This window comes from Haloarchaeobius amylolyticus (assembly GCF_026616195.1).
GTDB classification, from domain to species: Archaea; Halobacteriota; Halobacteria; order Halobacteriales; family Natrialbaceae; genus Haloarchaeobius; species Haloarchaeobius amylolyticus.
Window position 1 is genome coordinate 435,686 of sequence record NZ_JANHDH010000003.1, and the last position, 22,548, is coordinate 458,233.

Annotated in this window: 17 protein-coding genes; 5 read left to right on the forward strand and 12 right to left on the reverse strand. The window is 61.4% G+C overall.

The annotated features are described in order from the left end of the window. Window positions 1-92 precede the first annotated feature (92 nt). The 8 genes from NOV86_RS19705 to NOV86_RS19740 all read right to left on the reverse strand — a co-directional run bounded on the left by NOV86_RS19705 (window position 93) and on the right by NOV86_RS19740 (window position 13,358). Complete coding sequence (locus tag NOV86_RS19705) at window positions 93-1,331, reverse strand: phage NrS-1 polymerase family protein (protein WP_267643531.1); 1,239 nt, start codon at window positions 1,329-1,331, stop codon at window positions 93-95. 348 nt (window positions 1,332-1,679) lie between these two features. Then, entirely contained in the window at window positions 1,680-5,966 is a 4,287-nt protein-coding gene (locus NOV86_RS19710; protein ID WP_267643532.1) for a type IV secretory system conjugative DNA transfer family protein, read from the reverse strand. Next, on the reverse strand, window positions 5,959-8,157 hold the full coding sequence (locus NOV86_RS19715) for a VirB4 family type IV secretion system protein (RefSeq protein WP_267643533.1): 2,199 nt from the start codon (window positions 8,155-8,157) through the stop codon (window positions 5,959-5,961). Before NOV86_RS19715 ends, NOV86_RS19710 begins: the two co-directional genes overlap by 8 nt. Further along, window positions 8,150-9,271, reverse strand: coding sequence for a TraC-like domain-containing protein (locus NOV86_RS19720; RefSeq protein ID WP_267643534.1), 1,122 nt, complete (start codon window positions 9,269-9,271; stop codon window positions 8,150-8,152). Before NOV86_RS19720 ends, NOV86_RS19715 begins: the two co-directional genes overlap by 8 nt. Beyond that, window positions 9,271-10,380 (reverse strand): TrbL/VirB6 family protein, encoded by a 1,110-nt coding sequence (locus tag NOV86_RS19725; RefSeq protein WP_267643535.1) that lies wholly within the window; start codon window positions 10,378-10,380, stop codon window positions 9,271-9,273. The genes NOV86_RS19720 and NOV86_RS19725 overlap by 1 nt, the downstream gene beginning before the upstream one ends. Window positions 10,381-10,382: 2 nt before the next feature. Next, window positions 10,383-11,243, reverse strand: a complete 861-nt coding sequence (locus NOV86_RS19730) for a hypothetical protein (RefSeq protein WP_267643536.1) — start codon at window positions 11,241-11,243, stop codon at window positions 10,383-10,385. After that, on the reverse strand, window positions 11,240-12,958 hold the full coding sequence (locus NOV86_RS19735; RefSeq protein ID WP_267643537.1) for a DUF8186 domain-containing protein: 1,719 nt from the start codon (window positions 12,956-12,958) through the stop codon (window positions 11,240-11,242). Before NOV86_RS19735 ends, NOV86_RS19730 begins: the two co-directional genes overlap by 4 nt. 46 nt (window positions 12,959-13,004) lie before the next feature. Next, window positions 13,005-13,358 carry a DUF7985 family protein gene (locus NOV86_RS19740; RefSeq protein WP_368408801.1) on the reverse strand — a complete coding sequence of 118 codons (354 nt, stop codon included), beginning with the start codon at window positions 13,356-13,358 and terminating at the stop codon, window positions 13,005-13,007. Between the two features lie 287 nt (window positions 13,359-13,645). Between NOV86_RS19740 and NOV86_RS19745 the strand changes: the two genes are divergently transcribed. Further along, window positions 13,646-13,912, forward strand: a complete 267-nt coding sequence (locus NOV86_RS19745; RefSeq protein WP_267643539.1) for a winged helix-turn-helix domain-containing protein — start codon at window positions 13,646-13,648, stop codon at window positions 13,910-13,912. Window positions 13,913-14,104: 192 nt separating this feature from the next. Here the strand turns inward: NOV86_RS19745 and NOV86_RS19750 are convergent, their stop codons facing one another. Next, on the reverse strand, window positions 14,105-14,899 hold the full coding sequence (locus NOV86_RS19750; protein ID WP_267643540.1) for a helix-turn-helix transcriptional regulator: 795 nt from the start codon (window positions 14,897-14,899) through the stop codon (window positions 14,105-14,107). A gap of 247 nt (window positions 14,900-15,146) precedes the next feature. On the opposite strand from NOV86_RS19750, the gene NOV86_RS19755 reads away from it, so the two are divergent. Both NOV86_RS19755 and NOV86_RS19760 read left to right on the forward strand, forming a co-directional pair. Beyond that, window positions 15,147-16,130, forward strand: a complete 984-nt coding sequence (locus tag NOV86_RS19755; protein WP_267643541.1) for a DMT family transporter — start codon at window positions 15,147-15,149, stop codon at window positions 16,128-16,130. 90 nt (window positions 16,131-16,220) lie between these two features. After that, window positions 16,221-17,711 (forward strand): PTS transporter subunit IIC, encoded by a 1,491-nt coding sequence (locus NOV86_RS19760; RefSeq protein WP_267643542.1) that lies wholly within the window; start codon window positions 16,221-16,223, stop codon window positions 17,709-17,711. Between the two features lie 29 nt (window positions 17,712-17,740). Here the strand turns inward: NOV86_RS19760 and NOV86_RS19765 are convergent, their stop codons facing one another. Beyond that, on the reverse strand, window positions 17,741-18,742 hold the full coding sequence (locus NOV86_RS19765; RefSeq protein WP_267643543.1) for a hypothetical protein: 1,002 nt from the start codon (window positions 18,740-18,742) through the stop codon (window positions 17,741-17,743). 203 nt (window positions 18,743-18,945) lie between these two features. Here NOV86_RS19765 and NOV86_RS19770 point away from each other — a divergent pair, with 203 nt between their 5' ends. After that, entirely contained in the window at window positions 18,946-19,389 is a 444-nt protein-coding gene (locus NOV86_RS19770) for an HVO_A0114 family putative DNA-binding protein (protein ID WP_267643544.1), read from the forward strand. A gap of 46 nt (window positions 19,390-19,435) precedes the next feature. Further along, window positions 19,436-20,935, forward strand: coding sequence for a 4-alpha-glucanotransferase (gene malQ / locus NOV86_RS19775; protein WP_267643545.1), 1,500 nt, complete (start codon window positions 19,436-19,438; stop codon window positions 20,933-20,935). 9 nt (window positions 20,936-20,944) lie between these two features. Here malQ and NOV86_RS19780 read toward each other — a convergent pair whose 3' ends face one another. Next, entirely contained in the window at window positions 20,945-21,958 is a 1,014-nt protein-coding gene (locus NOV86_RS19780; protein ID WP_267643546.1) for a DUF7961 domain-containing protein, read from the reverse strand. 68 nt (window positions 21,959-22,026) lie between these two features. After that, window positions 22,027-22,428: a hypothetical protein gene (locus NOV86_RS19785; protein ID WP_267643547.1), complete on the reverse strand. Its 402-nt coding sequence runs from the start codon at window positions 22,426-22,428 to the stop codon at window positions 22,027-22,029. Window positions 22,429-22,548 lie beyond the last annotated feature (120 nt).

Genomic DNA, 22,548 nt, shown 5'->3' on the forward strand with positions numbered 1-22,548 from the left:
GTGCTGACTGCATCCTCTGTATCTTGCACGGACTTTCTGCCAAGGTCTGAGGAGCTCTATCGAGTCGAGAAACTCTATTTTCTCGCTGCTACTTAGCCATCGTCACGACCAAGCAGTCGTTTCGTTCGCGAGACCAGGGACGTGGCTGGGTCCTGCCCATCGGTCTGATCGCATTCCTCGTGTTCACAGACCTCTGGTTCGTTTTCTCTGCCTTCGAGTTCTGCCTGTAGCCGCTCCACCTGGGTTTCGAGCGATTCAATCCGCTCGTCCTTCTCTTCGAGCGTTGCTTCGAGCGCTGCCACACGATCGGCCAACAGCTGGTTCTTCTCGGATAGGTACGCGTTCTCCTTGCCCGTATCCACGGTGTCCGTCGCAGCTGGTAGCTCGGTAGTCTCGACTGATCTTCCACCCTTGCCCGGGTCGTAATACTCCGATGTCCTCGAAATCGCGCGTTCGACGGTTTTCTCGCCGTACGTCGACCCGTCGGCGTAGTGGACTTCATCCCATTTCTCACGGAGCAGCCCGGACTGGCGGAACAACTGGTCCATCTGGGCACGGTCGCCGCCGGTCCAGAACGCCAGCATGCAACACAGCGCCATGTCCGCTTCGGACTGACTGTCGTAGCCGAGGATGTTCCCGTTCCAGAGTCGCTCGAACTTTTCACCGTTCGAGGCGTTCTTGGCCTTCCGAAGAAGCTCGTTGTCGTCGAGGTCAACGTCTGGTGTAGATGTGGTGTCCGTTCTGTCCTCTGTAGTAGCGCCCTGGCCGGTTTCTTGGTCCGGTTCGTCTTCCTGCACGTATTCGCGGTGAATCGCCACGAGCGCGTCCTGACGACGTGCTACCTGTGTCGGCGTTTCTTCGACGTGGTCCCCGGTCACGGTGAAGAATCGAGCCTTGTCGTAGAGTTCCACGCTCCCACGCCGGTTCCGCCCGTCGGGGAGTTCGCCTTTGATGAGCACGTGGTAGCCCGTCCCCGAAGGCGAAACCTCGGTGAATGAGTCCAACCGGTCGATGATGTTCCGTGCGTCTTCCTCTGCCTCACCGGTGTCCGGGTCACGGCACTTGTCCAGGTCGATCCCGACGAACTCGTCCTCCTCGGTGAACACGAACCCGATACCATCCGCCCGCCCCTTCTGCACGAACGCGAGTGCCGTTCTGAAATCAGCCCACGTTTCGGCGTCAGTCGACGACGCGAATGACCCCGTTCCGGGCGTGACCGGAATCTTCGTCAACCTCCCATCGCGCCGTTCTTCCTTCCAGCACACCCACTGTTCTACCTGCCGAAGCACGGTTGGGATTGCACTCGCATTGACGATCGAGTCTCCACTCATCTAGTCTCACCTGACATGACTTCCACCTCTGTAGAGTCGCGACAAACTGGCCTGCTTCGCGCAGGCCGATCCAAATCCTTGGTCCCAACGGGGACCCCCCATCCATTATTGGTTGGTTTTTGCGTTAACGGCCCCTCGGAACAAGCAGTAGAACCGGTGAGATTCCGCCGTAATGCATTGAAGACAAAATCCTTCACTGCATCGTCTGTTAACGCATTCGGTCGAATGCTGTAACAGGGTGCAGTCTTGCGGTTTTCCAAATTCCTCTGGTGCGGATTGACTGTGATTTGTCGCAGTCGCTGGAAATGCTGTACACTGGTTTGAGCGCGTCCGAGATGGATGGATTCGCTATTCATCACTAACCTCCGTTCGACGGAGTCTCAGCCCTTCGTAGCACCGCACCTGTGACCCGTCTTGTCGTATTGTTGCCGGTTCGAAATCGACGTGTTTCTTCAAACGTCGACCGAACCAGCCCTTGGAATCTGGCTCCAGATTATGTGACTTCACCCACTCCTCGTACAACTCGTACACCACTGGAGAAGTGACTGATTCGCCCTCGTCTTCAACGAGATATTCCGAAGCGAACCGCCCGGTTACAGCATCCGCGTCGTCCTTCCAATCATCGTCTGCAGATGGAAGCGCTGGGGTCGTCTGAGTCTGCTCCTGGACCGCCATCCCAAAGCTATCTTCACGCTGGCCGACGGCGAACGACGTATCCAGAAGTGTTTGGATCGGCACCGTCGTCCCGGAGTCGTAGACCACTGATTCACCTCCCTCAGGAAGGATCACGATTCCATACGCGTCGGTCCCGAACTCCGGATTCGGAAGCTCCTCAGCAGGGATGAACGGCGCGTTGATTCGGGCCCAGTCAGCTTCGAAGTCTGCTTTCGACTCGTAGGTGTGCGTCTCACCCGGTTCATGAACGAGGTACTCGGCACTGGCGTGGTCATAGCTGTATATCGCCGGTACTCGGTTTTTCGTAACAGCATCGAAGGAATCGACTCGGAGATGCTCCGTGCCCGCTCCATCACGGAGAACGAGGGAACCGTCGTCCTGAACCCAGACACTACGATTCGTGTCGCTGCTCTCGGTCCTCGGACGAACAGCTGTCACGCCGCCTTCTTTTGTTGCGCCACCGTTGAACGTGAGAGTCGAATCAGTCGTGTAGAACTGGATGCTGCCATCGTCGAGTTCACGGACGGGAGGATTGAGAATCCCGTCAACACGCTTGGCCCAGTCCGTCTTCTCGTTCCCAGTTCGAACAACAAACAGCGGTACTTCCTCTGCTTCCTGTGCCTTCCGGAAGTTCGTGAGAACCTTCACCGGGTATTCGGGCGTCGTCGTTTCGACCTCGATGGCGAACGTCTCTTCTAGGTCGGGATGGGTAGCCTGTGCGTCGGATTTCTCGCTCCCGTCCTGTGAGAGAATCGTGACGGTGAACCCAAGCGAGGTGAGTTCTTCTTCAATCTCCAGAAGGGCGGCGTCGTGGTCACTGCCACCGGCGGCTCTGACATCTCCTGTGTCGGGTTCTGCAATCTTTTCGCCTGCCTCCGTGAGTCGAATCACGATCTCGTCGGCGTCGATGTTCACAGTGTTCTCGAGGAACCTCGACCGTTGGCGTATGGTAGTTAATTCGTCGTACGACGGCACATCTGTGTCGACGTCATCGAATAAGTTCCGAAGGTCGTCGTCAACTGTTTCGACCGACACCCAGCCGTTCTCTTCGCGAACACCCTCCCGAAGCTGGACACTCCGAACGATTTTCGCGATGGCAACGTCCAGTTCGTCGGTATCGATGTCAAGAACCTCGTGCAACTCTTCCGGTGTCTGCGTTGTGGGGGCTGCATCGTCTGGCACGCCGTACTCGTCGGTGGCGCGCTCGTGGATGTCCGAGAGTGTCTCAGAGAACAGCTGTTCCTCACGTTTGGTGAGTGGGGCGTCGCTTTCAGGGTGGCCTGCAGGAATCGGGAGCGGGTCGAGACTGAACGGATACGGGCCAGTTTCACCGAAGGTCGGGCTCGGTAGACTGGCGATCCATTCACCACGGGGGAGCGACCGGATGCGGTTCGCGAAGTCCTCCGGGCTCATCTCCTCGTGGGCCATTGCCCGGGCGAGTTCCCTGTCGACATTGATTTTCCCGACGAGCAGTGTCCCGATGTTGTTCAGCGTGTTCAGGTACATCTTCCGCCCACCTGCGGCCTCCATCTGCTCGGGGAACTGCATCGACAGTCCAACGGAGAGTCGGAAGCTGCGGCCTCGTTCGAGGAGGTTGTTCATGATGTCCGAAACCACGACGGAGGCTGCCTCGTCGATAATCAGGTTCACGACGTAATCATCGGGGTACATCGGGATCTCGTGGCTTTGCTCTCGAATCGCATCCTCGAGGTTAGTGAGAATGAGCCCTGTCATGAGGCGGGCTGCCTCGTCTCGGAGGTCGCCGAGGTCGAACAGGATGACCGTGTTCTCGTCAAGGTGGTCACGGAAGTCGAAGTTATTCTCGGTATTGTTGAAGACGGGACGCAGCCGGTCGTCAAGGGAGATTGGGTCGAGTCGATTCGAAACCCCGTTCATCATGATCGTGAACGACTGCTGGTCCTGCTGAAGCTGGCGGCGAATCGTCCGGGTGACCGCCTCGTTGCTCGACTTCGGGGCTTCACTGAGGTCGACCTGTGGTGGGCCAGCCTCCCTGAGTTGGTCAATTACCTGGTGGAGGTGCCGGAACTCGAAGTAGTCCGTCGACTCCCGATAGTGGCCGTGCTCACGGCCGTATTCCTCGTCGAACAGCAGCTTGACGAGCATCTTGATGAGCGTGGGGGCGACCTTCGCGCTGTCGTAGGCGTCGGGACCCATCGCGAGGCGGAGAATCTCCTCGGTGTGGTCGGCTTTGCGTTGGACAGCATCGGTTCGATTTCGACCGTTCTCCAACGCGGGTTCGAGGTCGAAGAAGGAGAACCCGGGGAGCGTATTGGGAACCCGAAAGTGGATGACGTTCTCTTCGAGGTCGGTCATGCCGAAGCGCCGGGCGTGCGCTCGCATATAGTTCTCAGCCATCCCGTCGCCTTTGCGGTCGATCAGGATGACCGGTCCGTCCGTGTTGGCATAGGCCGAAAGCTTGTCGTTGATCGTCGCGACTGACTTCCCTGCACCAGTAGTCCCGAACCGACCGTAGTGCGTCGGTAGGAGCCCGGGTGGGACCGTCGTCGGAACGTCTTCTGGCTTGCTGTTCTCGTCGAGAGCGTAGCCGATAGCCATCCCATCCCGGAGTTCTTGCATGATATCCTGGTGGGGGCGTGGCAGTGGGTTGCGACTCTGCTGTTCAGCACGAGTCCCTCTCGCGCCTTCGATGCTGAGTTGCTCAGCCGGCGGAATGAGGATGAAGTTCGCGAGTTCGTCGCCGTTCAATACGAGGTCTGGTCGCCTCTTGCCCGTGTCTGTGACGAGCTCTCGATTCAGGAGACGTTCCAGTTCCGTTCTGGCGTTCTTCTGCTTCGTCTTTTGTCGCCACCCTGAATCTCGGAGACTCTTCCCAACGATGCTGTAGTAGGACCCAGCAACCTTCCCGAAGGCAGCCTGGAGTGAATTGAGCCGTGACTCCAATCGCTTCAAATCGCCGTCGTCAGCTGGAACGGTGACTGCCCGGAGGTTCACGTGGAACGTCCGGTTCGGGGTCTTGTCTCGGATGCGGCTGACGCGTTTTTTCGCACTTTCGCTCATCAGTCGGTCGGGAGCCTCACTGGATTCCTCGTAGAGTGTCAGGCTGTCACCGACCCATCTCTGAAATGTCGTGTCCATCCCGCTCTCGAGGTCTTCCATTCGCGTTTCTGCGCTCCCCGTCCAGTCACCGCGACGCTCGAAGACAACCTGGAACGCGATTGGGTGCTCGGTATCGTTCAGGTGGTCGATGACCGTTGCCAGCGGCAGGTCAGTGACTTCCCCCTCGTCGTCGTTTCCGGATGCTTCCGAGAACGGAGTAATCGTCGTCATCCAGTCTTTCTTCCTGGTGGCCGTGCCGAACCACCGGACACCCAACGGGTGAAGTAAACCAACGTCTGGGCGAGCCAGTATGGTCCCATCAGTAGTCAGCGTCGGTCGGTCGACCACGGTCTGTGTCCCAGGCTCCAAACGCGAGACTGGAGAACCAACCTGAACCAGTGTGTCGCCCACTTCGACCCATGTTTGCTCACTGGCGTCCTCTCCGACGGACGTCCCGTCGACGGAGGAGTCCACCTCCTTCGTCTGTCGCTCGTCAGTACCGAACTCGTACAGCAGTTGGTCGTTCTCGACTGCCTCGGTAAATTCCTCGCGGCTGTACTCAGCTGGGGGAATCAGTTTGGTCGTTGGGTCGATTTCGACGTGTTCAATGTCGAACGACGACGGGTAGATAGAGCGAAGCCGAGCTTCGAGCGTGTCGAGGTGCTCGTCAGTCCCGTAGTAGAACTCGACTGGGTCTTCTGGCCCTTCGCTGATGATGAGGAACTCGAATCGCGGTGGGAGAGTTGAATGGAGTGGGTTAAGCTTTTGCAACAACCCTGGTTGCTCACTCGACCGCAGTGTGTGGAGACTTGCAATCGCCTTCGGAATCCCGGTCGCAGTGAGTTCTCCCGAGGTCGGTGTGACACGGAGGTATTCACGCATCGTCGATCAACTCGCTCCCCCGACCGCCAGTTTCTGCGGAAACGGTGGTGTCTCCCTTCTCCTGTGATGCCTGTTCGAGTTCCTCGCGAAACATCGCTACGTCCGTTGTTTCAGTGACACGATTCGCACCCGGCAGTGACTCCGTTTTGTCTTCATTCGCGTCGAAGTCGATGACTGCCTTCTCCTTGGGCATGGCTTCGACCTTGATGCCACGCCATTCCCCGTCAACGCCGACCAGTGCCTCGGAGAACCCAGATTCTTCGTTCCCGGGGACCGCGTCCTGCACGTAGCGCATCTGGGCGTAGTTCAGGCCGAACTCGTCGGCCCACTGGTCGTCCATTCCGTCCAGCCGATGGAACTGCTTGACTGCACACTGGTCGAGGATGGCCTCGGATTCGGTGTGCTCGAAGAACTCGTCGACGGTCTGCGTGACGAGACGAATCGAGAGGTCGTGGTGGCGGTGATGTCGGAACACCGTTTCGAGGAACGATAGACTCGCGGCGTCCTGCATGATGTAGCGCGCCTCGTCGATGACGAACACGACCTCCTTGTCCGTCTCCTTCGCCCGTTCGTACACGAGCGAGATGAGCAACTGCATCGTCAGCGCCGTGCTGCTGTCGACGCTGCCCTCCTGTTGTGCAAGGTCGAGATAGATGACTTTCTCGTCGCGGATGTCGAACTCTGAAGACTTCCCGAGGTTGGCGTGGCGACCCTCTGCCTCGAACGGACGAAGCTGGTCCAGGAGCCACGTCGCGTCCTCGCGGATTTTCCCGGCCTCCTCGTCGGAACGGACCACGAACGACTCGGGGTCGTCGACCATGTCCTCGAAGACGTCCATCATGTCTCGGATGGTCGGGCTCGGGTTGCTGTGCGTCGAAATATCGTCGGTGATGTCGTTGCGCTTGTAGGCGCGCTTGAGGCCGACTTCGAGCGTCGTCCGACGGTCACCGAGCGAGATGCCCCGAAGGGCGAAGAAGTTCGTGAGGAAGCTCATGGCGTCGTCGAGCTTCTCGTTGAACGGGCTCGCGTCCTCACCCATCGCCCGCTGGACGTGGTCGGGCGTCTGGCGAATCTCCAGGGGATTCAGCCCGAGCGTCCCACCGACGGTGATGCGTTTCGCTCCGAGTGCTTCGGAGACGCCTGCCCAGTTGTTGAGCGGTTCGAGGATGATGCCGATGCGGTCCTTACTCTGCTCGATAGAGCGGATGAAGTTCTGTTTCGAGCCGAACGACTTCCCAGACCCAGTATCGCCGACGGTGAACATCGCATACCCGTTGTCACGTGCGAATGGGTCGATGACGACGGGACTCTGGTTGTCCTTGTGGATACCGAACTCGACCCCGCCCTCTTCGAGGATAGTCGCGTTATGTGGTGACGAGAGGAGGGCACCAACGGCCCCACCAAGGGCGATAGACTCTCGCCCGAAGACGTTGTCTCCGATGGGAGCAGCAGACTGCAGTGCGAGGTCCTGTCGACAGATCGCGGTCTTCGGCGTGAGATTCGCAGGGTCGTCACGAAGCGCACTCTTGACCTTCTGAACCGAGTCTTTGAGACCATCCCTGTCGTCGGCGCGAACCGTCACGAACATCCCCTGGTCGAAGACGTTCGCGCCGCTCTCGACGGCCTTGTACGTCGCAGCAGCTTCGTTCGCTCGCTCCTGGAGGTATGCACTGCGGACACTCTGTTCCAGATCGGCGTCGACCTGGAGGTCGTCAGCAATGTCCTGTAGTTCGTTCCGTGCTCGCTGCTGGTTCTTCGGGGTGATGTGCGCTGTGAGGTCGAACTCGACGTCGGTCAACTCGAAGAGGTCGCTCAGATAGCCGTCGTTCGGGTAGTCGGCGTAGTCCGCGATGTAGAGCGTCGTCGTCCACTGCTCGCCAACGCGTGCGGCTCGTGTCTCCCATTCGATGGCTGCCGGCGCGGTCACCGTCTTGTGGGACTCGGAGATGTCGTCGAGGAGCTGGCCCTCTGCGTGACCTTCTTCGAGTGTCTCCTCGTCGAGGACATCTGAGAAGTCGACTTCGGGTTCTTCGTCAGCGGTGTGCCGGTCCCAGAGGAGTTTACCGACGACTCCGAGGACGACAACCAGTATGGCGTACATCGCTGCACCTTCGGGTGACGTGGGGTTCAGGAGCCACTCTGTCAGCTGGGCGAGTGACCCACCGCTCGCCTGCAAGATGGCGTTACGCATCGGTCTCATCCTCCCGGCGCGAGTGGCCGATAATCGGTTGCTCGCGAATGACGTATGCTGCGTCGTCGTAGTCGTGCTCCCGTCCGTTCCAGAAGTCCATGTTCAGGACGAACAGTTCGACCGTGCTGAGCCGGCGAGCTGACCACCCCGATGCTTGTTGGATGAACTCGGATCGGACGTCGTTGATGCGGTTATCGAGTTTTTCGAACATCTGGACCCGCCGTTCGACAGCGGTGAAGTCCTCGCGCCTCGTCACGAAGGGGTTGAACAGGAACCCGAGGACTGGGAACTGGGTCAATTTCTCCGCAGGCGTTCCTTCGTCTCGATATCGGTCGTAGACTTCCAGCGGAGTCACCTCGACGCCCATGTAGTAGCGAACCTGTTGGATGCCGCGGTCACGCATCTCCCGGGGGCGTGTCTCGCGGTACTCCTCAAGGAGTTCCCGGAAGATTGCATTCGCTGCGACATCTTCATCCGTCAGTCGGTCTTCGATGGTCTCCGTGATTTTGTTCACCGGGAATGAGCGGGTCGTTGCGTGAAGTTTGAGCTTCGAATCGAGTTCCTTGTTCGCGAATTCTTCGCCCACGTTCTGGAGTTGGGCCCAGTCGTTGGACATCGCGAAGTCCATGTTCCCAGGAGCGATCTCGATGAACGCCTCCATCGTTCCGTCCGTCCGCTGTATTGCGCCTGCCCCTGGCCACGCCCGCTCAACGTTGGTAAGGTCCTGGGTTCGTTCATCGGGCTTGAATGGCGTGTAGTTCACTAGTCCGCCCTCGTTTCGGTCTGTCTCGTTCGTGCCGCTATCCGCCTCTGCAGGAGCACTGAACGTGACTCGCGGGCGCTTGGCGTACCGATAGACGTCTTTGGTCCACGTCCACGCATTCAGGTGGTCGGGAGAGACGTAGATTACTGCAGCACCGAATCCGAGCCCGCCGGCCACAAGCGGGAGTGCGAGCGATTCCACTCCGGTCAGGCTCGCGACGAAGAGCCCGATAATCGGGAAGATGATGAGTACGCCGATATCACCCTCCTCGATATTGAGGTAGGGAATCCGGCTCTCCTCGCCAAACTGGTTCATGATACGCCGTGCTGCTGCGTCTGGATCTGTAGACATTAGTGGATACCTCGGTCGTACTCCATCCCGCGTTTCTCACTCGATGCGTCTGCCGTAGGGCCGCTTGGGTCGTTCTCGGTCCGACGGTACGACGGGCCTCCGTCCTCACCATGGCCACCCCGAGCAGCAGCTTTCTGTGCGACTACCTGGCCGGCTGCCGCTTTCGGTCCCCACCGCGCTGCGTTCGTCGCGACCCCAGCGCCACCGACATACGCACCGGCTGCGACACCGCCGATGAGGGCCGCTCCTCTCGTCGTTCCTCCTACGACTCTGGCGGTCAGTGGAGTGGCGTACTTGAACGTCTTCCAAGTGAGATAGACCGCAATCAGGGGTAGGGATGAAGCGATCAAATACTTCAAAAATGGACTGTTTGGGGTGAGTGCGCCTTCTGAGTACAGTAGATCATATCCTTTGAATACAACCGCTGCTGGGAGTGGAAGGACCACAAGTGGTACGAATCGCTTTGAAAAACCCATAGCGATGTCAGAGAGAACCGGGATATTTCCGTAAGCTAAGGCGAACGCAATCGGCATTCCATACACATACACATAGAGCAGAACCTCTCGAACGTAGTAGAGGGCCTCAAGAGCCCACATCGAGAGACCTCCCATAACCGCAAATAGTAGACTGAGCCCCGGGTTGGTCAGCGACTCCTTTAGGAAATTCAGCATCGCATCTCCCAGTGAGCTTAGACTCGGCATCAGAGCGATTGTAAAACCATCAACTAAGTACAGTCCTAGGACGCTCACCCAGTACCAACTGATGATAAGAAACGCTCCAACCCAAGCTGTCTTTTTTGTCCGCCTTGCCTCATAGGCGCTTCCAATATTGAAGATACGAACCGTGTGTCGAGCCTGTACGGACATCACTAGCAAAAGCAATGAAATCAACATAATCTCACCACCAACTAGCGCATCACGAATTGCTGGCCATGGCCCATTCGTTGGTGCACCGAAAACAAACGCTCCGTCTGTCTTGGGAGTGGGCGTTCCAAACATCTCCGAAGAGAGGGTATCATATCCCGTGTTCAGCCCCTCCATGAAGAGACTGATCACCCAGTCGACAACCTCTTTGAATCCCTCTAATACAACATCTATTAAATCAACCATAGCTACGTCTCGCTAATCGAAATTTCACAGTTATCGAACTCTTCTGATGCGGAGTACTGGATGCTGTACGTCTTAGAAATCTCTTCAGCTCGGACTCGTGTCTCTAAGATGAGCTCAAACTCACTAGTCTGTTCTTCGCTCTTGCACGATGTTCCCTCTCCCCGAATGAAAGCAAACGGAGACCGGTAACTGTACAGTGTAATCTGCTCTCCAGGCTCCACGACTACAGATTCGACTTCTGTATCCGATTCTGGATCGTAGATGCCGCTTACGTCGTCATTGTCGGCGTAGTTTGTTCCCTCTTCATCTGATGGGTACGGAACATCCCCGATGAAGAGAAGCTTAGTTACTGCATCCGGGCCACTGCCTCGGTTTTCAACAGTTACGAATGCCTCTTTGGATATTTTATCGCTCGAACCTACCCACATCTTCTCGGGCTGGTTCCTTCCAATACCCATCTCTACGATGCTGAGGCTCGGCTGTATGGGGAGAGAGGTCTCCACCACACTCCCCTCGCCTTTCAGAGCGACCACGCGGTATTCACCAGGCTCGTAAGCGGTTCCAATCTCGAACGAGACCTGCCGAGCCCCTGCAGCCACGTCACGCTTCCCGAACAGCTCTCCATTCGGCTGGATGAGGTTGACCTGGTCGACGTTGGCTTCTGCCGAGAGTTCGACGACGAGTGTCGTCTCCTCGATAGCGACACGCGTGAGCGGGCCGTCTGTATCTGAGGGAGTCGTCTCGTCCCCGGGCGTCCCGGAGCTGCCACCGTTGTTCAGACAGCCAGCTACGCTCGCGAGCGTAGCACCTGCGAGTGTTCGGAGGACGTTTCGTCTACTGAGGTGTGGGGTGTTTCTTGTCATGGGTTTCGTTGGAAGAGGTCTTCTGGACCGAGCATTCTGAGGAGACGATGTCCAGCGTAGAACGCCACGAAGAACGGGATGAACTGCCAGAAAATCTCGAAGACGAAAGCGAACCAGCCGTCGATGGTTCCGAGTGGGTGCCACCGAGCAGTCGCCGTCTCACTCACATAGGCCGGGTTGTGGCCGAGCCACGACCCCGGGTGATAGCGTGCTGTGTAGATACCGGGTTGAGCGACTGTCACGATGGCAACGCCTGAAGCGTTGGTCTCGACCTCCTGATTGGCGATGGTGATGTAGCCATCACGCGTGCTCCCCCCGATAGGGAAGCGACGGGCGCTGTCATTGAGGATTATCGGTGCGCCAGTCTGGTTGTCACGCAGTTCGATTCGGAGCGTGGCCTGCGACTGGTTCTGCTGGATGACCTCGACCGTCAGATTGCTGCGTCGGAGCTGCCGCTCGGAACCAGCATCAGGCTCAATGATAGATGCGTTCACGCCGCGAACGATTCCGGAAACGTGTAGCGCCTCTCTGTCGACGTTTTCGGCACGAACTGCGACACCGTACGTCGTCTCGTAGGACTGGTTTACGACTTCGATGTTGACGTTCTCGCCGATGGTCCCGAGCGGCGATGGACGCTCGATGCCCCACGTTTCGATGATCTCTGGACCGTCACCGACCGGTTCAGCACGTGGTCCAATCCTGGAAGGATAGGCGTGGACGTACACAGGGATGGCGTCGGATTGAACTTCCGTGCTGCCGTTCCGGTCGGACCTGACGAGCCTGTCCCAGTTGGTGTCGCGGGCAGTGTAGAACCGCCAGACACCACGCACGCTCGCGTTCCCGTCGTCGGTGAGCGTGTACCCCTGCCACGGCCGAGACTGGAAGATGGCTACGCCAGCGTCACCGTTGGGATACTCGGCGTAGTAAGGGTACGCAGAGAGGTCGTAAATCTCGACGTCAATCGAGTCCGAGACGTTTCGCGTCTCCTCACGATAGGTGACGTTCACGCCGGTTCCATTGCCCAGGTTGGTCCGGTTGGTCTTCTTCAGCCGGACATTGATCTCTGCTTCGAGCGTGAGGGTTGCACTCCAGTCGTCGTCTTCAATCTGGTAGTCGATGGCCGGCGTGTGCGACCCGTCGGTCCTCGAGATGGTTTCTCCGTCTTTCTGTAGTCGAGCTTCCTCGATTTCGTGGTAGGCGAGCGACCACTCGACGGTCCTGTTCCCCGAGGCGTTGTCGTTTGGGACACGGACGCGGTAGTCGATGAACCCGCGAATCATCCCATTCGGTGCGATGTACAGTGGGGTCTCACCGGACTCCAAATGGCCCCGGGTCGACGGCTGAACCGCGAATACGGTCGCGTGAGCCTCCTCGATGAACACACCGTCTTCGAGCGACGCGTGCGGCGGATGGACGGATGTGTTCGAATCACCGGGCTCGAGGTCCTCGAAATCGTTCTGAGTCCACGTTGCGGCAGTCTCGGGCGGCCGCTTGAACGTGATGTCTGTCCCGTTCGCGAGCTGGTGGATGGCTGTCCGCCCCTCACCGTAGCGCTGGCGGTACTCTTCTTCAGTGATGTAGTTGTCCGCATCGCGAGACCAGAGTGTTGCAGACTCGTTCTCAGTGAGTCCATTTCCTTCCGTCCCTGGTCGTGGTGGACCTGCCGAGACGATACCCGTGACTACACTAGTCACGCAGAGGACTGTGATGAGCACGGAAATTTCTCGGTGTGTTAGGGGTCTCACGATGTGAGCAGTGAGTTTACCAGGGGACGAGGTCGACACACTGCGCCAGCGGAAGGCCCATCATCGATCCGGCAACCGTGTACAACGGTCCGAGGATAACGAGGACCACAGCGGACTTCATCGCCGAGCGCTTGTGGCGCTTGAGTCCCTTCTTCTGGTCCGGGTTGAGCGTGAACATCTCGATGAGGGAGTCAGCCTGCCAGACGACAGCCAGACCAACAATCCCCAGCCCAGTTGTCAACTGGAAGAAGCCCTCAATCATCTCAGGGAGGTTGTCAGCACCACAAATACCGCTCTGTGCCGTCTGTTGAGCGAGTACTGGCTCAACCGCCGCGAGTGAGAGGACTGCGAGAGCGAGTGGGAATTTCAGACTAAGAGCGCCCAGGGCAGTTGTTTTCGGCTTTTCTTGCGGAGAGTCGGGATTTGTTCCGTGCATACGTTTCTGTGTTCAGCTGTCCCATCGTCCGAGAGAGTACGTGCTCGCAGCGGATGCGTGGAATCAGCGTTCAGTTCTAGCACTATTCGACTGAGTATTTGAATCTGAACATTCGTTCGTATTCTTGAAAATGCGTCTGTATCTCAGGGCAGTTGATAAGATGTCTGAGAAACGCATCGAGTGATATATACATCGCACTGGATGACAGTGCGAATAATCAAATGTATCGGGAAGTCGATTGGGCAGTACCTGCGGACCCATACATTCTCGAAGAACTGGGGAAGTACGAGGGGTGGCACACAGCAAAGAATCTCGAGATTAATACTGAATTCAGCCGGCAGTGGATCTCCCAACGCTGTCCAGTATTTGTCGATTACGAACTTGCCGAGCGCCACAAGGAGGAACCAGCCTACCGTATCACTGACTTTGGTAGAGGCGTTCTCAACGGTGAAGTCGGATATGAAGAGCTCAACGAGGAGAATGAATGAACATGGGACGGCCCGAAATCCTTCTGCCTACCCAGTACCGGTTTGATCAGTAGAGGGACTCCCGCCCGTAGATGAGTCAAGCAGGACCTTGACGAATCGAAACCTGTTGACGGAAGTGACCGAATCGTCGTGTCACGTGTTCGTGCGAGAATCTGTCGTTGTCGGTGGTCGCTCGCGCGAGTCGTGTCGCTGCTAGTGCGACAGGTCCGACGCTTCGAGCGGCCGCGACGCCTCCCAGTACGCCTCGAACCGGTCGATGGCCCACGACTGGACGGCCTCGGCGTCGGTGTCGATGGAGCCCTGCAGGATGCCGCGGTCGTCGCGCAACAGCAGGTGGACCACGTCGTCCGCGACGGTCACGGCGAGGGGGACCTCGCCGTCGTAGACCCGGACGTGGGCGTCCTCGGCCTCCACGAGCGACCTGAGCAGGTGGCACAGCTCAGACTCGGCGGTGAGCGCGTCGATGGCCGAGTTCGAGAAGACGCCGGAGAAGACGAGGTCGCCGTCTGCGACCTGCTGTTCGACGGTGGCGAGGCTCTGGTTGTTGAAGGCGTGTGAGAAACTGCGGATCTCCGAGCACGCCGTCGTGAGGTCGAGCGTCCGCTGGAGCGGCGCGCTCGGTCGGGTCTGCGTCGGCTGGACGATGGTCGCGTCGGCGAGGTGGGCGAGGTCGAAGTCGAGCGCGTCGGCCGGCAGGTAGGGGACGAGTTCGCGCAGGGATTGCTCGGTCTCGACGATGGTCAGCAGGTTCGTGAAGCCGTCGGAAACGAGTTTTCCGGTCGGCGTCGCGGTGTAGGTGCCGCCGTCGCGCCGGATCCACGACCGTTCCTCGAAGTCCTCGAGGATGCGCCCGAGCGTGGCCTGGGAAGCGCCCGTCGCGTCCGCGAGGTCGGCCCGCGACTGTGGCTCTGCGGCGAGTCGCTCCAGCACCGTCACCCGGTTCGCGGAGAGCGCCAGGAACTCGATCTCCTCGAGTGCGGTTTCCATAGCGCCACTGAGTCCGTCTGGTTGAAACCACTTTCGCACTGTGAAAGGATTTCAACTCGTGAAACTGGCGTGCATCGCGTCGGTGCTTGCACGTCGTATTAGATTTTAGAAACGAGCCTAAGCCCCCGAAGGAGCTAGACAGGGACAAGATGGATACGCCTCTCTCGGTCCACGGTTCTGCGGTATCGGTTCGGCAACAGGTCGTCGCGGGTGCCCGTCGGCGCCCCGGCGCGGAGGGCAGCCCCTGATGGTCGTCGACCGGCAGACCCTGCGGTACTTCCTCACGGCAGCGGTCCTCTTCGGTGGGACCTTCGTCGCCGCGAAGGCGGGCCTCGCGTACTTCCCGCCACTGCTGTTCGTGGCGTTCCGGTTCGACATCGCGGCGCTCGTCCTCGTGGGCTACGTGCTCGCGACCCGGAGTCGCAGTGAACTGCTACCCCGGACCCGGGGCGACGTGGTCGGTATCCTCGCGACCGGCGTGTTCGCCATCGGCGCGGCGAACGCACTGCTGTTCGTCGGGCAGCAGTACACGACGAGCGCGGTCGGGGCCATCATGGCGAGCCTCAACCCCGTGCTGACGCCCGTCTTCGCCGCGCTCCTGCTCGGTGACGAGCGCGTGTCGCCGCGGGTGGTCGCCGGCCTTCTGCTCGGACTCGTCGGCGTGGGCCTCGTCGTTGGGTTCGACCCCACGAGCGTCTCCAGCCTCGGCGTCGGGAAGCTCGTCCTCTTCGCCGGTGCGGCCATCGGCGCCCTCGGGACGGTCCTCATCCGGTGGGGCGACGGCAGCCTCTCCAGTACGGTCCGGACCGCGTGGGGCCTTCCCTTCGCCGCCGCCCTCACCCACGGGCTCAGCTGGGCGACCGGCGAACAGCTCTCGGCCGTGACGGTCGCACCCGCCGGCCTGCTCACGCTCGTCTACCTGGGCGTCTTCGCCGGTGCCATCGCCTACATCGCCTACTTCGGCCTCATCGACGAGGTCGGGGCGGTGCGCGCGAACCTGGTGTTCTACGCCACGCCCATCGTGGCGACGCTCGGCGGCTGGGCGCTGCTCTCGGAGGGTATCTCCGCGAACGCGATGCTCGGCTTCGGCGTCATCTTCGCCGGGTTCGCCGTCCTCGGCAGCGACTCCATCGACCTCGGTGACGTGCTCCCCGCAGTCGGTGACACCCCGGAGGAATCGGGGTCGGCGTTGAACATCAACGGCGAGCCTCGCGGCTTCGAATCCGACTGAATCGGGTCCCGACCAGCAGCTATAAACCGGCTCCTGTCCGGATTCCTGACGAACGCGTTCCCGCACAGACCGGAGCGCAAAACGTCCTCGATGATGCCACTCCCACTCGAGCCACGGTTACAGGTCGCCGCGGGCGCACAGTCGCTCGCACAGGTTCAGGAACTGCTCGCGGCGATGGGACCGGCGTTGCTCATGCCGATCATCGTCTTCCTGCTCGGGGTCGCGGTCGGGCTTCCACTACTCGAGGCCGCCCGGTCCGGCCTCCTCGTGGGGGTGGCGTTCGTGGGTATCTTCGCGCTCCTGGATTTCGTTCTCGGGCCGATTTCGGTGACGATACAGGCGCTCGCGACCGTCTGGGGCCTGAACCTCGTCGGCCTCGACATCGGCTGGGCGCCGGTCTCGGGGTTCGCCTGGGCGATGGGCGTGACCGCACTCGTGATCCCCCTCGGCCTCGGCGTGAACCTGGCCCTGCTCGCGGTCGGCTGGACGCGGACGCTGGATGCGGACATCTGGAATTACTGGCAGTGGGCACTCAACGCGGCAATCGTGTACGTGGTCACCGGGAGCTGGGTGCTCGGACTCGCCGCCGCCATCGTCACCGAAGTCATCGTGCTCCGGCTCGCGGACTGGACCGCTGAACTCGGGCAGGCCTACTTCGAGATTCCGGGCACGAGCCTCCCGCACGCCCAGAGCGTCCTGCAGGCCCCGTTCGCGTTCGCCATCGACCGCTGTCTGCGGTCGGTGCCCGTGGTCGGGAGCGTCGAGGTGAGTCCGGAGGCCATCGAACGGCGCATCGGTGTCTTCGGCGAACCCGTCATCCTGGGGTTCCTCGTCGGGCTGTTCGTCGGCGTCCTGGCGCAGCGACCGCCGCTCGAGAGTTTCCGGACCGGGGTGTACGTCGCCGGGCTGTTGACGCTGTTGCCCGAGATCGTGGGGTTCCTCGTCGACGGCCTCGACCCCGTCGTCGACCGCGCATCGACCCGAATCGACGAGAGTGACCGCTTCGGCGGCGAGACGGTCGTCATCGGCATCGACGCCGGCGCCATCGTCTTCGCCGACACCACGTCGGTCGTCGCCGGGCTCTTGCTCATCCCCTACGCGCTGGGGCTCGCGGTCATCCCCGGCATCGTCGTGATGCCCCTGGCCGACCTCGTCGTCCTTCCCATCTTCTGCATGTGGGCCGCCGCCATCAGCCGCGGGAACCTCGTCCGGACGGTCATCGGTGGTGCGATGATGACGACCGTCGTCACCGTCGCGAGCACGCTGCTCGCACCCTACATCACGGCGATGGGGCGGTCGACCGGTGGGTTACAGACGATAGACACGAACGGGGCCGAACTCGTCTCCGCGCTGAGTGCGGGTGGCCACTGGTGGTCGCTCGGCCTGTTCGCACCACTGGGTCTCGGGAAGGAGATAGAGACCACGGTCGTCGTCGCCGGTCTCCTCTCGGCCGTGCTCGCCTACGGCTGCTACCGGTGGACCCGTGAGATGCCGGCCAGGGTAGCCGCCGCCTGCGAGACCGAGACCACGGAAGCGGTCGACCGAACGCCGAAGACGCCGGCCGTCGAGACTGACGATTGAGAAATCGAAGGGTCGCCGACTAGCGGTTGTCACCGACCGACGCTGGTCGAGAACAGTTCGCCACCGTCGGGTGCGCGGACGGTGACCGAGAGTTCGTCGCCGAACGCGGTGGTCGCGTCACTGCCGGCACCCTCGGGTGCGACCCGGAGTTCGCCGTCGCCGTCGACCCAGAGCGTCAGGGTGCCGCCGCGGAACGGCTCGACGAGCGTGGTCTCGTAGACGACGCCCCCGGATTCGAGCGTCACGGTCGAGCCGGCGGGGACCGCGTCGCCGTGGGTGTGGACCAGCGTGACGGTGCTGTCGTCGAAGGACTCCAGGTCGAGGCCGAGTTCGAGGGCGGCGCTGGCCGGGACCTCGTCGACCCAGTCGGGTCGTTCGGGCGCCGTGACGCCGAGTCGCTCGACCGTGTAGGTCGTGCGGTACGCCGTGCCGTCGCCGTACTCCACGACGGTCTCGGCGGACCGGATGACACCGCTGTCGTCGACCGCGAGGGTGACGGTCGTGTCGGTCTCGCCGTCGGACCCGACCCGGTCGAGCGCGGCCTCGAGTCTGACGGTGTCCGCGTCGGGCCCGGTGGTGACCCGGTAGGCGGTCGCAGCGGTCTGCACCTCGCGCTGGAGGCCACCGGACCAGACCATATCGCCGGGGAGCGTGACACGCTCACCGACGTCGAAGGTCGTCTCACCGGCCTCGACGTGCCGGAGGACCCGAGTCGTCTGGTTCAGCCACAGGTCGACGTCGGTGACGATCTCGGTCCCGTCCGCGTCGTACCCGGTAGACCTCGCGGTCTGGCGGACGATCTCACCGCCGGGGCCGGCGGTCGTCGTCTGGGTCAGCCGCACCTCCTCGACCCCGTCGTGCGCGACGGTGGTCGTCTGCTGGACGACGAAGCCGTCGGTGAGGAGTGCACGCTGGTGTGCCTCAAGGAGTCGGATGGGGTTGTCCAGCCCGGCCTCGGTGACCCCCGGCGCGAGTTCGCCCGGCTGGAGTTCGTCACCGGTGGTCGTGCCTACGGCTGGTCCATCTGTCACCGTCAGACAACCAGCGAGTACGACAAGCGCTACCACGGCGAGTACGAGTGTCCTGTTCATGTGATATATTCGTCCGACGGGACGATATCCCAGCCGCTGATTCTCCGGCGGCGAGAACGAGTCGTGCCGGCTCCCGACGGAAATCGGGTGCGACGTTGGAGTTCGCACCAACACTCTTGCTGTTGGAGTGCGTACCAACAGCCGTGACCGAGGAGCAGGGGGCCACGACTGGTGTCGACGACACCGAGAACACGACCGACCGCACGCTCCACGTCCGCTTCCGCGAGGGGAGCGACGACGACCTGGAGGAGGCACTCGCCGCGCTCGACCGCGGCGAGACGCCCGACCCGCAGTTCGAGGTCGTCTTCCACGACCCGGGCGACGTCCACCTCGTGACCCGGCCGAAGTCCCTCGAACTGCTCCGGGCCATCGTCCAGCACGAGCCGGCGAGCATCCGCGAGACCGCCCGGCTCGTCGACCGCGACGTGAGCCAGGTGCACCGGAACCTGACCGAACTCGAGGCGTTACACCTCGTCGAACTCGTCGACGAGGGGAACGCGAAGCGACCGGTCGTCTGGTACGACGCCATCGACATCGACCTCCCGCTCGTCAAGCCGGCGGTGGATTCCGACGAAGCGACCGTCTGAGCCGGGATGCAAACTTTTTACTCGGTGATGAAATAATACTTCAGTAATGACCGAACGGTTCGACCGACGGAGTGGTGTCTTCTTGCACGTGACCGCCCTGCCCGGCGAGGGCGGCATCGGAACACTGGGGGAACCCGCCGAGGCGTTCGTGGACTTCCTGGCCGACGCGGAGCAGTCGCTCTGGCAGGTCTGCCCGCTCGGCCCGGTCTCGGGCGCCCACGGGAACTCGCCGTACCAGTCGCCCTCGGCGTTCGCGGGCAACCCGCTGCTCGTGGACCTCGACCGGCTGGTCGAGGCGGGGTGGCTCGACGAGGCCGACCTCGACGCCGTCCCCGACCTCGGGCAGGACCAGGTCGACTTCGACGCGGTGCGAGAGTACAAACTCCCGCTGCTGCGCGAGGCGTTCGAGAACTTCGAGTCGCGGGCAGACGAAGCCGACCGCGAGGCCCTCGCAGACTTCCGTGAGGAACAGGACTGGCTCGACGACTACACCCTCTTCGTCGCGCTGAAGGACCGGTTCGACGGCGCGCTCTGGACCGAGTGGCCCGAGGAGTACCGGATGCGCGACGCGGACGCCCTCGCCGCAGCGCGCGAGGAACACGCCGAGGAGATCCGGTACCAGGCCCTCGTCCAGTACTGGTTCTACGACCAGTGGCACGACCTCCGGGCCTACGCGAACGACAACGGCGTCGAGCTACTGGGCGACCTCCCCATCTACGTCGCGCTCGACAGCGCCGACGTGTGGGCCGCCCCCGACGCCTTCCAGCTCGACGACCAGAACCGACCGACCGCGGTCGCCGGCGTCCCCCCGAACGACGGCGACGACGGCCAGAAGTGGGGCAACCCCCTCTACGACTGGGAGACGCTGGCCGACGACGACTTCGACTGGTGGGTCGACCGCCTCGGTGGCCTGCTCGACCTCGTCGACGTGGTCCGCATCGACCACGTGAAGGGCTTCGACAGCTACTACGCCATCCCGGTCGACGGCAGCCCCGCCGACGGCCACTGGGCGGACGCCCCCGGCCACGACCTGTTCGAGACGGTCGAGGACGAACTGGGCGACCTGCCCTTCGTCGCCGAGGACCTCGGCTTCCCCGACCCCGACCTGACCGCGCTGCTCGACCGCTTCGACTTCCCCGGCATGAAGGTCGCCTACTACGCCGACTGGTGCGCCGACGACCACGAACACCTCCCGCACACCTTCCCCGAGGACACCGTCGGCTACACCACCACCCACGACACCGACACCGCCGTCGGGCTCTACGACTCGCTCTCCGACGCGGACCGCGAGTGCCTGGAGCACTACCTCGAAAGCGGCCGCGAAGACGTGCAGTGGGCGCTCATCGACGCCGTCTGGCGGTCCGACGCCGTCATCGCCATCACCACCATGCAGGACGTGCTCGGCCTCGGCTCCTGGGCGCGGTTCAACACGCCCGGCACCGCCGAGGGCAACTGGGACTGGCGCACCCGGTACGAGCACCTCCACGAGGACGTATCTGGGCGGCTTGCGGACGTGACGCGGAATCGTGGACGGGTTCGGGACTGAAGCCAGCCGTCAGTACTCGAGGACCATCTCGAGGTCGGAACCGTCGTAGTTGTACGACTTGATACCGTTCGAGTCGCAGTAGTCCGCCAGCTCGGCGGGCGCCGGGACGTCGCCGTCGAGTTGTCCTTCGTACACTACGTCGACCGAGGCGTCCTCACAGCAGGCGATGACCACGGCAGGGTCCGGCTCGTCGTGCGAGGTCTTGACGACTCTATCGCCGGGAACGAGCGGGTTCGTCGCCGGTTCGAGGTTCGTGTGGTTGTACCGGTACAGTTTCACGGACTGGTCGTCGCAGTACGAGGCGAGCAGGGCCGGATGGATCTCGCGCCACTTCCCCGGGCCCTCGTCGAGCGCACTCGGGAACGCGACGTTGACCGCCTCGCCGTCCATCTGGTGGCCGAAAGCCGTCTCGTTCTTCTCCGGTGGAAGCACGTCGACGACCACGCCGACCGAGGACCCGTCCGACCCGGCCTTCTGCACCCGGTCGCCGGGACCGAAGGGGTTCTCGGGTTTCTGGTTCATGTGCGCCGTGTTCGGGCCGAGGTCGATGAGTTCGTTCATCGGACGGGCGGCCAGATGCGTGAGCTTCTCCGGCTCCTCACCGGAATACGCCGCCTGACTCTCGACCTTCGAGTGGAGCGTCGAGAGACGTTCCCAGCCGAGCAGGATGAGACTGTCTTCGGCGTCACGGTGCCAGACCATGACGACGATGTCGTCGTCCGGGTCGTTCTCGACGATGGACTTCGGCGTGAACGCGGACACGTCGCGAGACGTCTTCACGTCGACCTCGTAGCCGAACACCTCGAAATCGTACGCAGAGAAGCTCTCCGGGTTGCAGTAGCGCATCGCGTCCTCGTTCTTCCACTCCCACATCTCGACCGGCAGGTACTCGCGACAGAACTGTTCGAACGCGAGTTCACCGAGGTTCCCGATGCGCTTGACAGACACGTCGTCTGCACCTTGCTTGACAGCCTGATGGTTGGCCCGTCTCTTGTCTACGTCGTCCGGTTTGAACTCGTACACGGGATGAGAAAGTCGCATTACCAACATCAATCCAGATGCCTCCCATGTCAAGCATCCGGGCGCGCTGCCTATCTCCGACTCTCCTCGTCCTCCTCGGTACCGCTCCCGACGAACGAACCCTCACGCGCGAGGCTGTACCTGAGCAGCCGGTACAGCAGGTAGCTGAACACGGCGAACATCACGAACTCGACGAGATATATCTCCGCGACCTCCAGCAGCGTCAGTTCGTCGAGGAGGGCGCTGCGCGTCACGCTCAGGATGACGAACAGCAAGAGCAGGGTGAGGGCCGGCATGGTCACGAGCAGGATGCCGGCGACGACGAGCCAGAGCCGGTTCTCCAGCGGTCGCTCTCCGAGGGCTGCCGGACCGATTCCGGTGTCCGGCGGGTCGTCGGCGGTGCTGGCGCCGGGGACCGACGGCTTCGACTGACGGTCACCGCGCCCAGAGGGGTACCGCGGATCGGACTCCATACCAGCCATAAGTTCCAGTGATATATAAAATCTCCCAAAAATTTACCAGAATGGTCATATACTCGTGATACTTTTACCAGACTGTGAATAATGTCGGTCGTAGCGACACCCCCACACCGG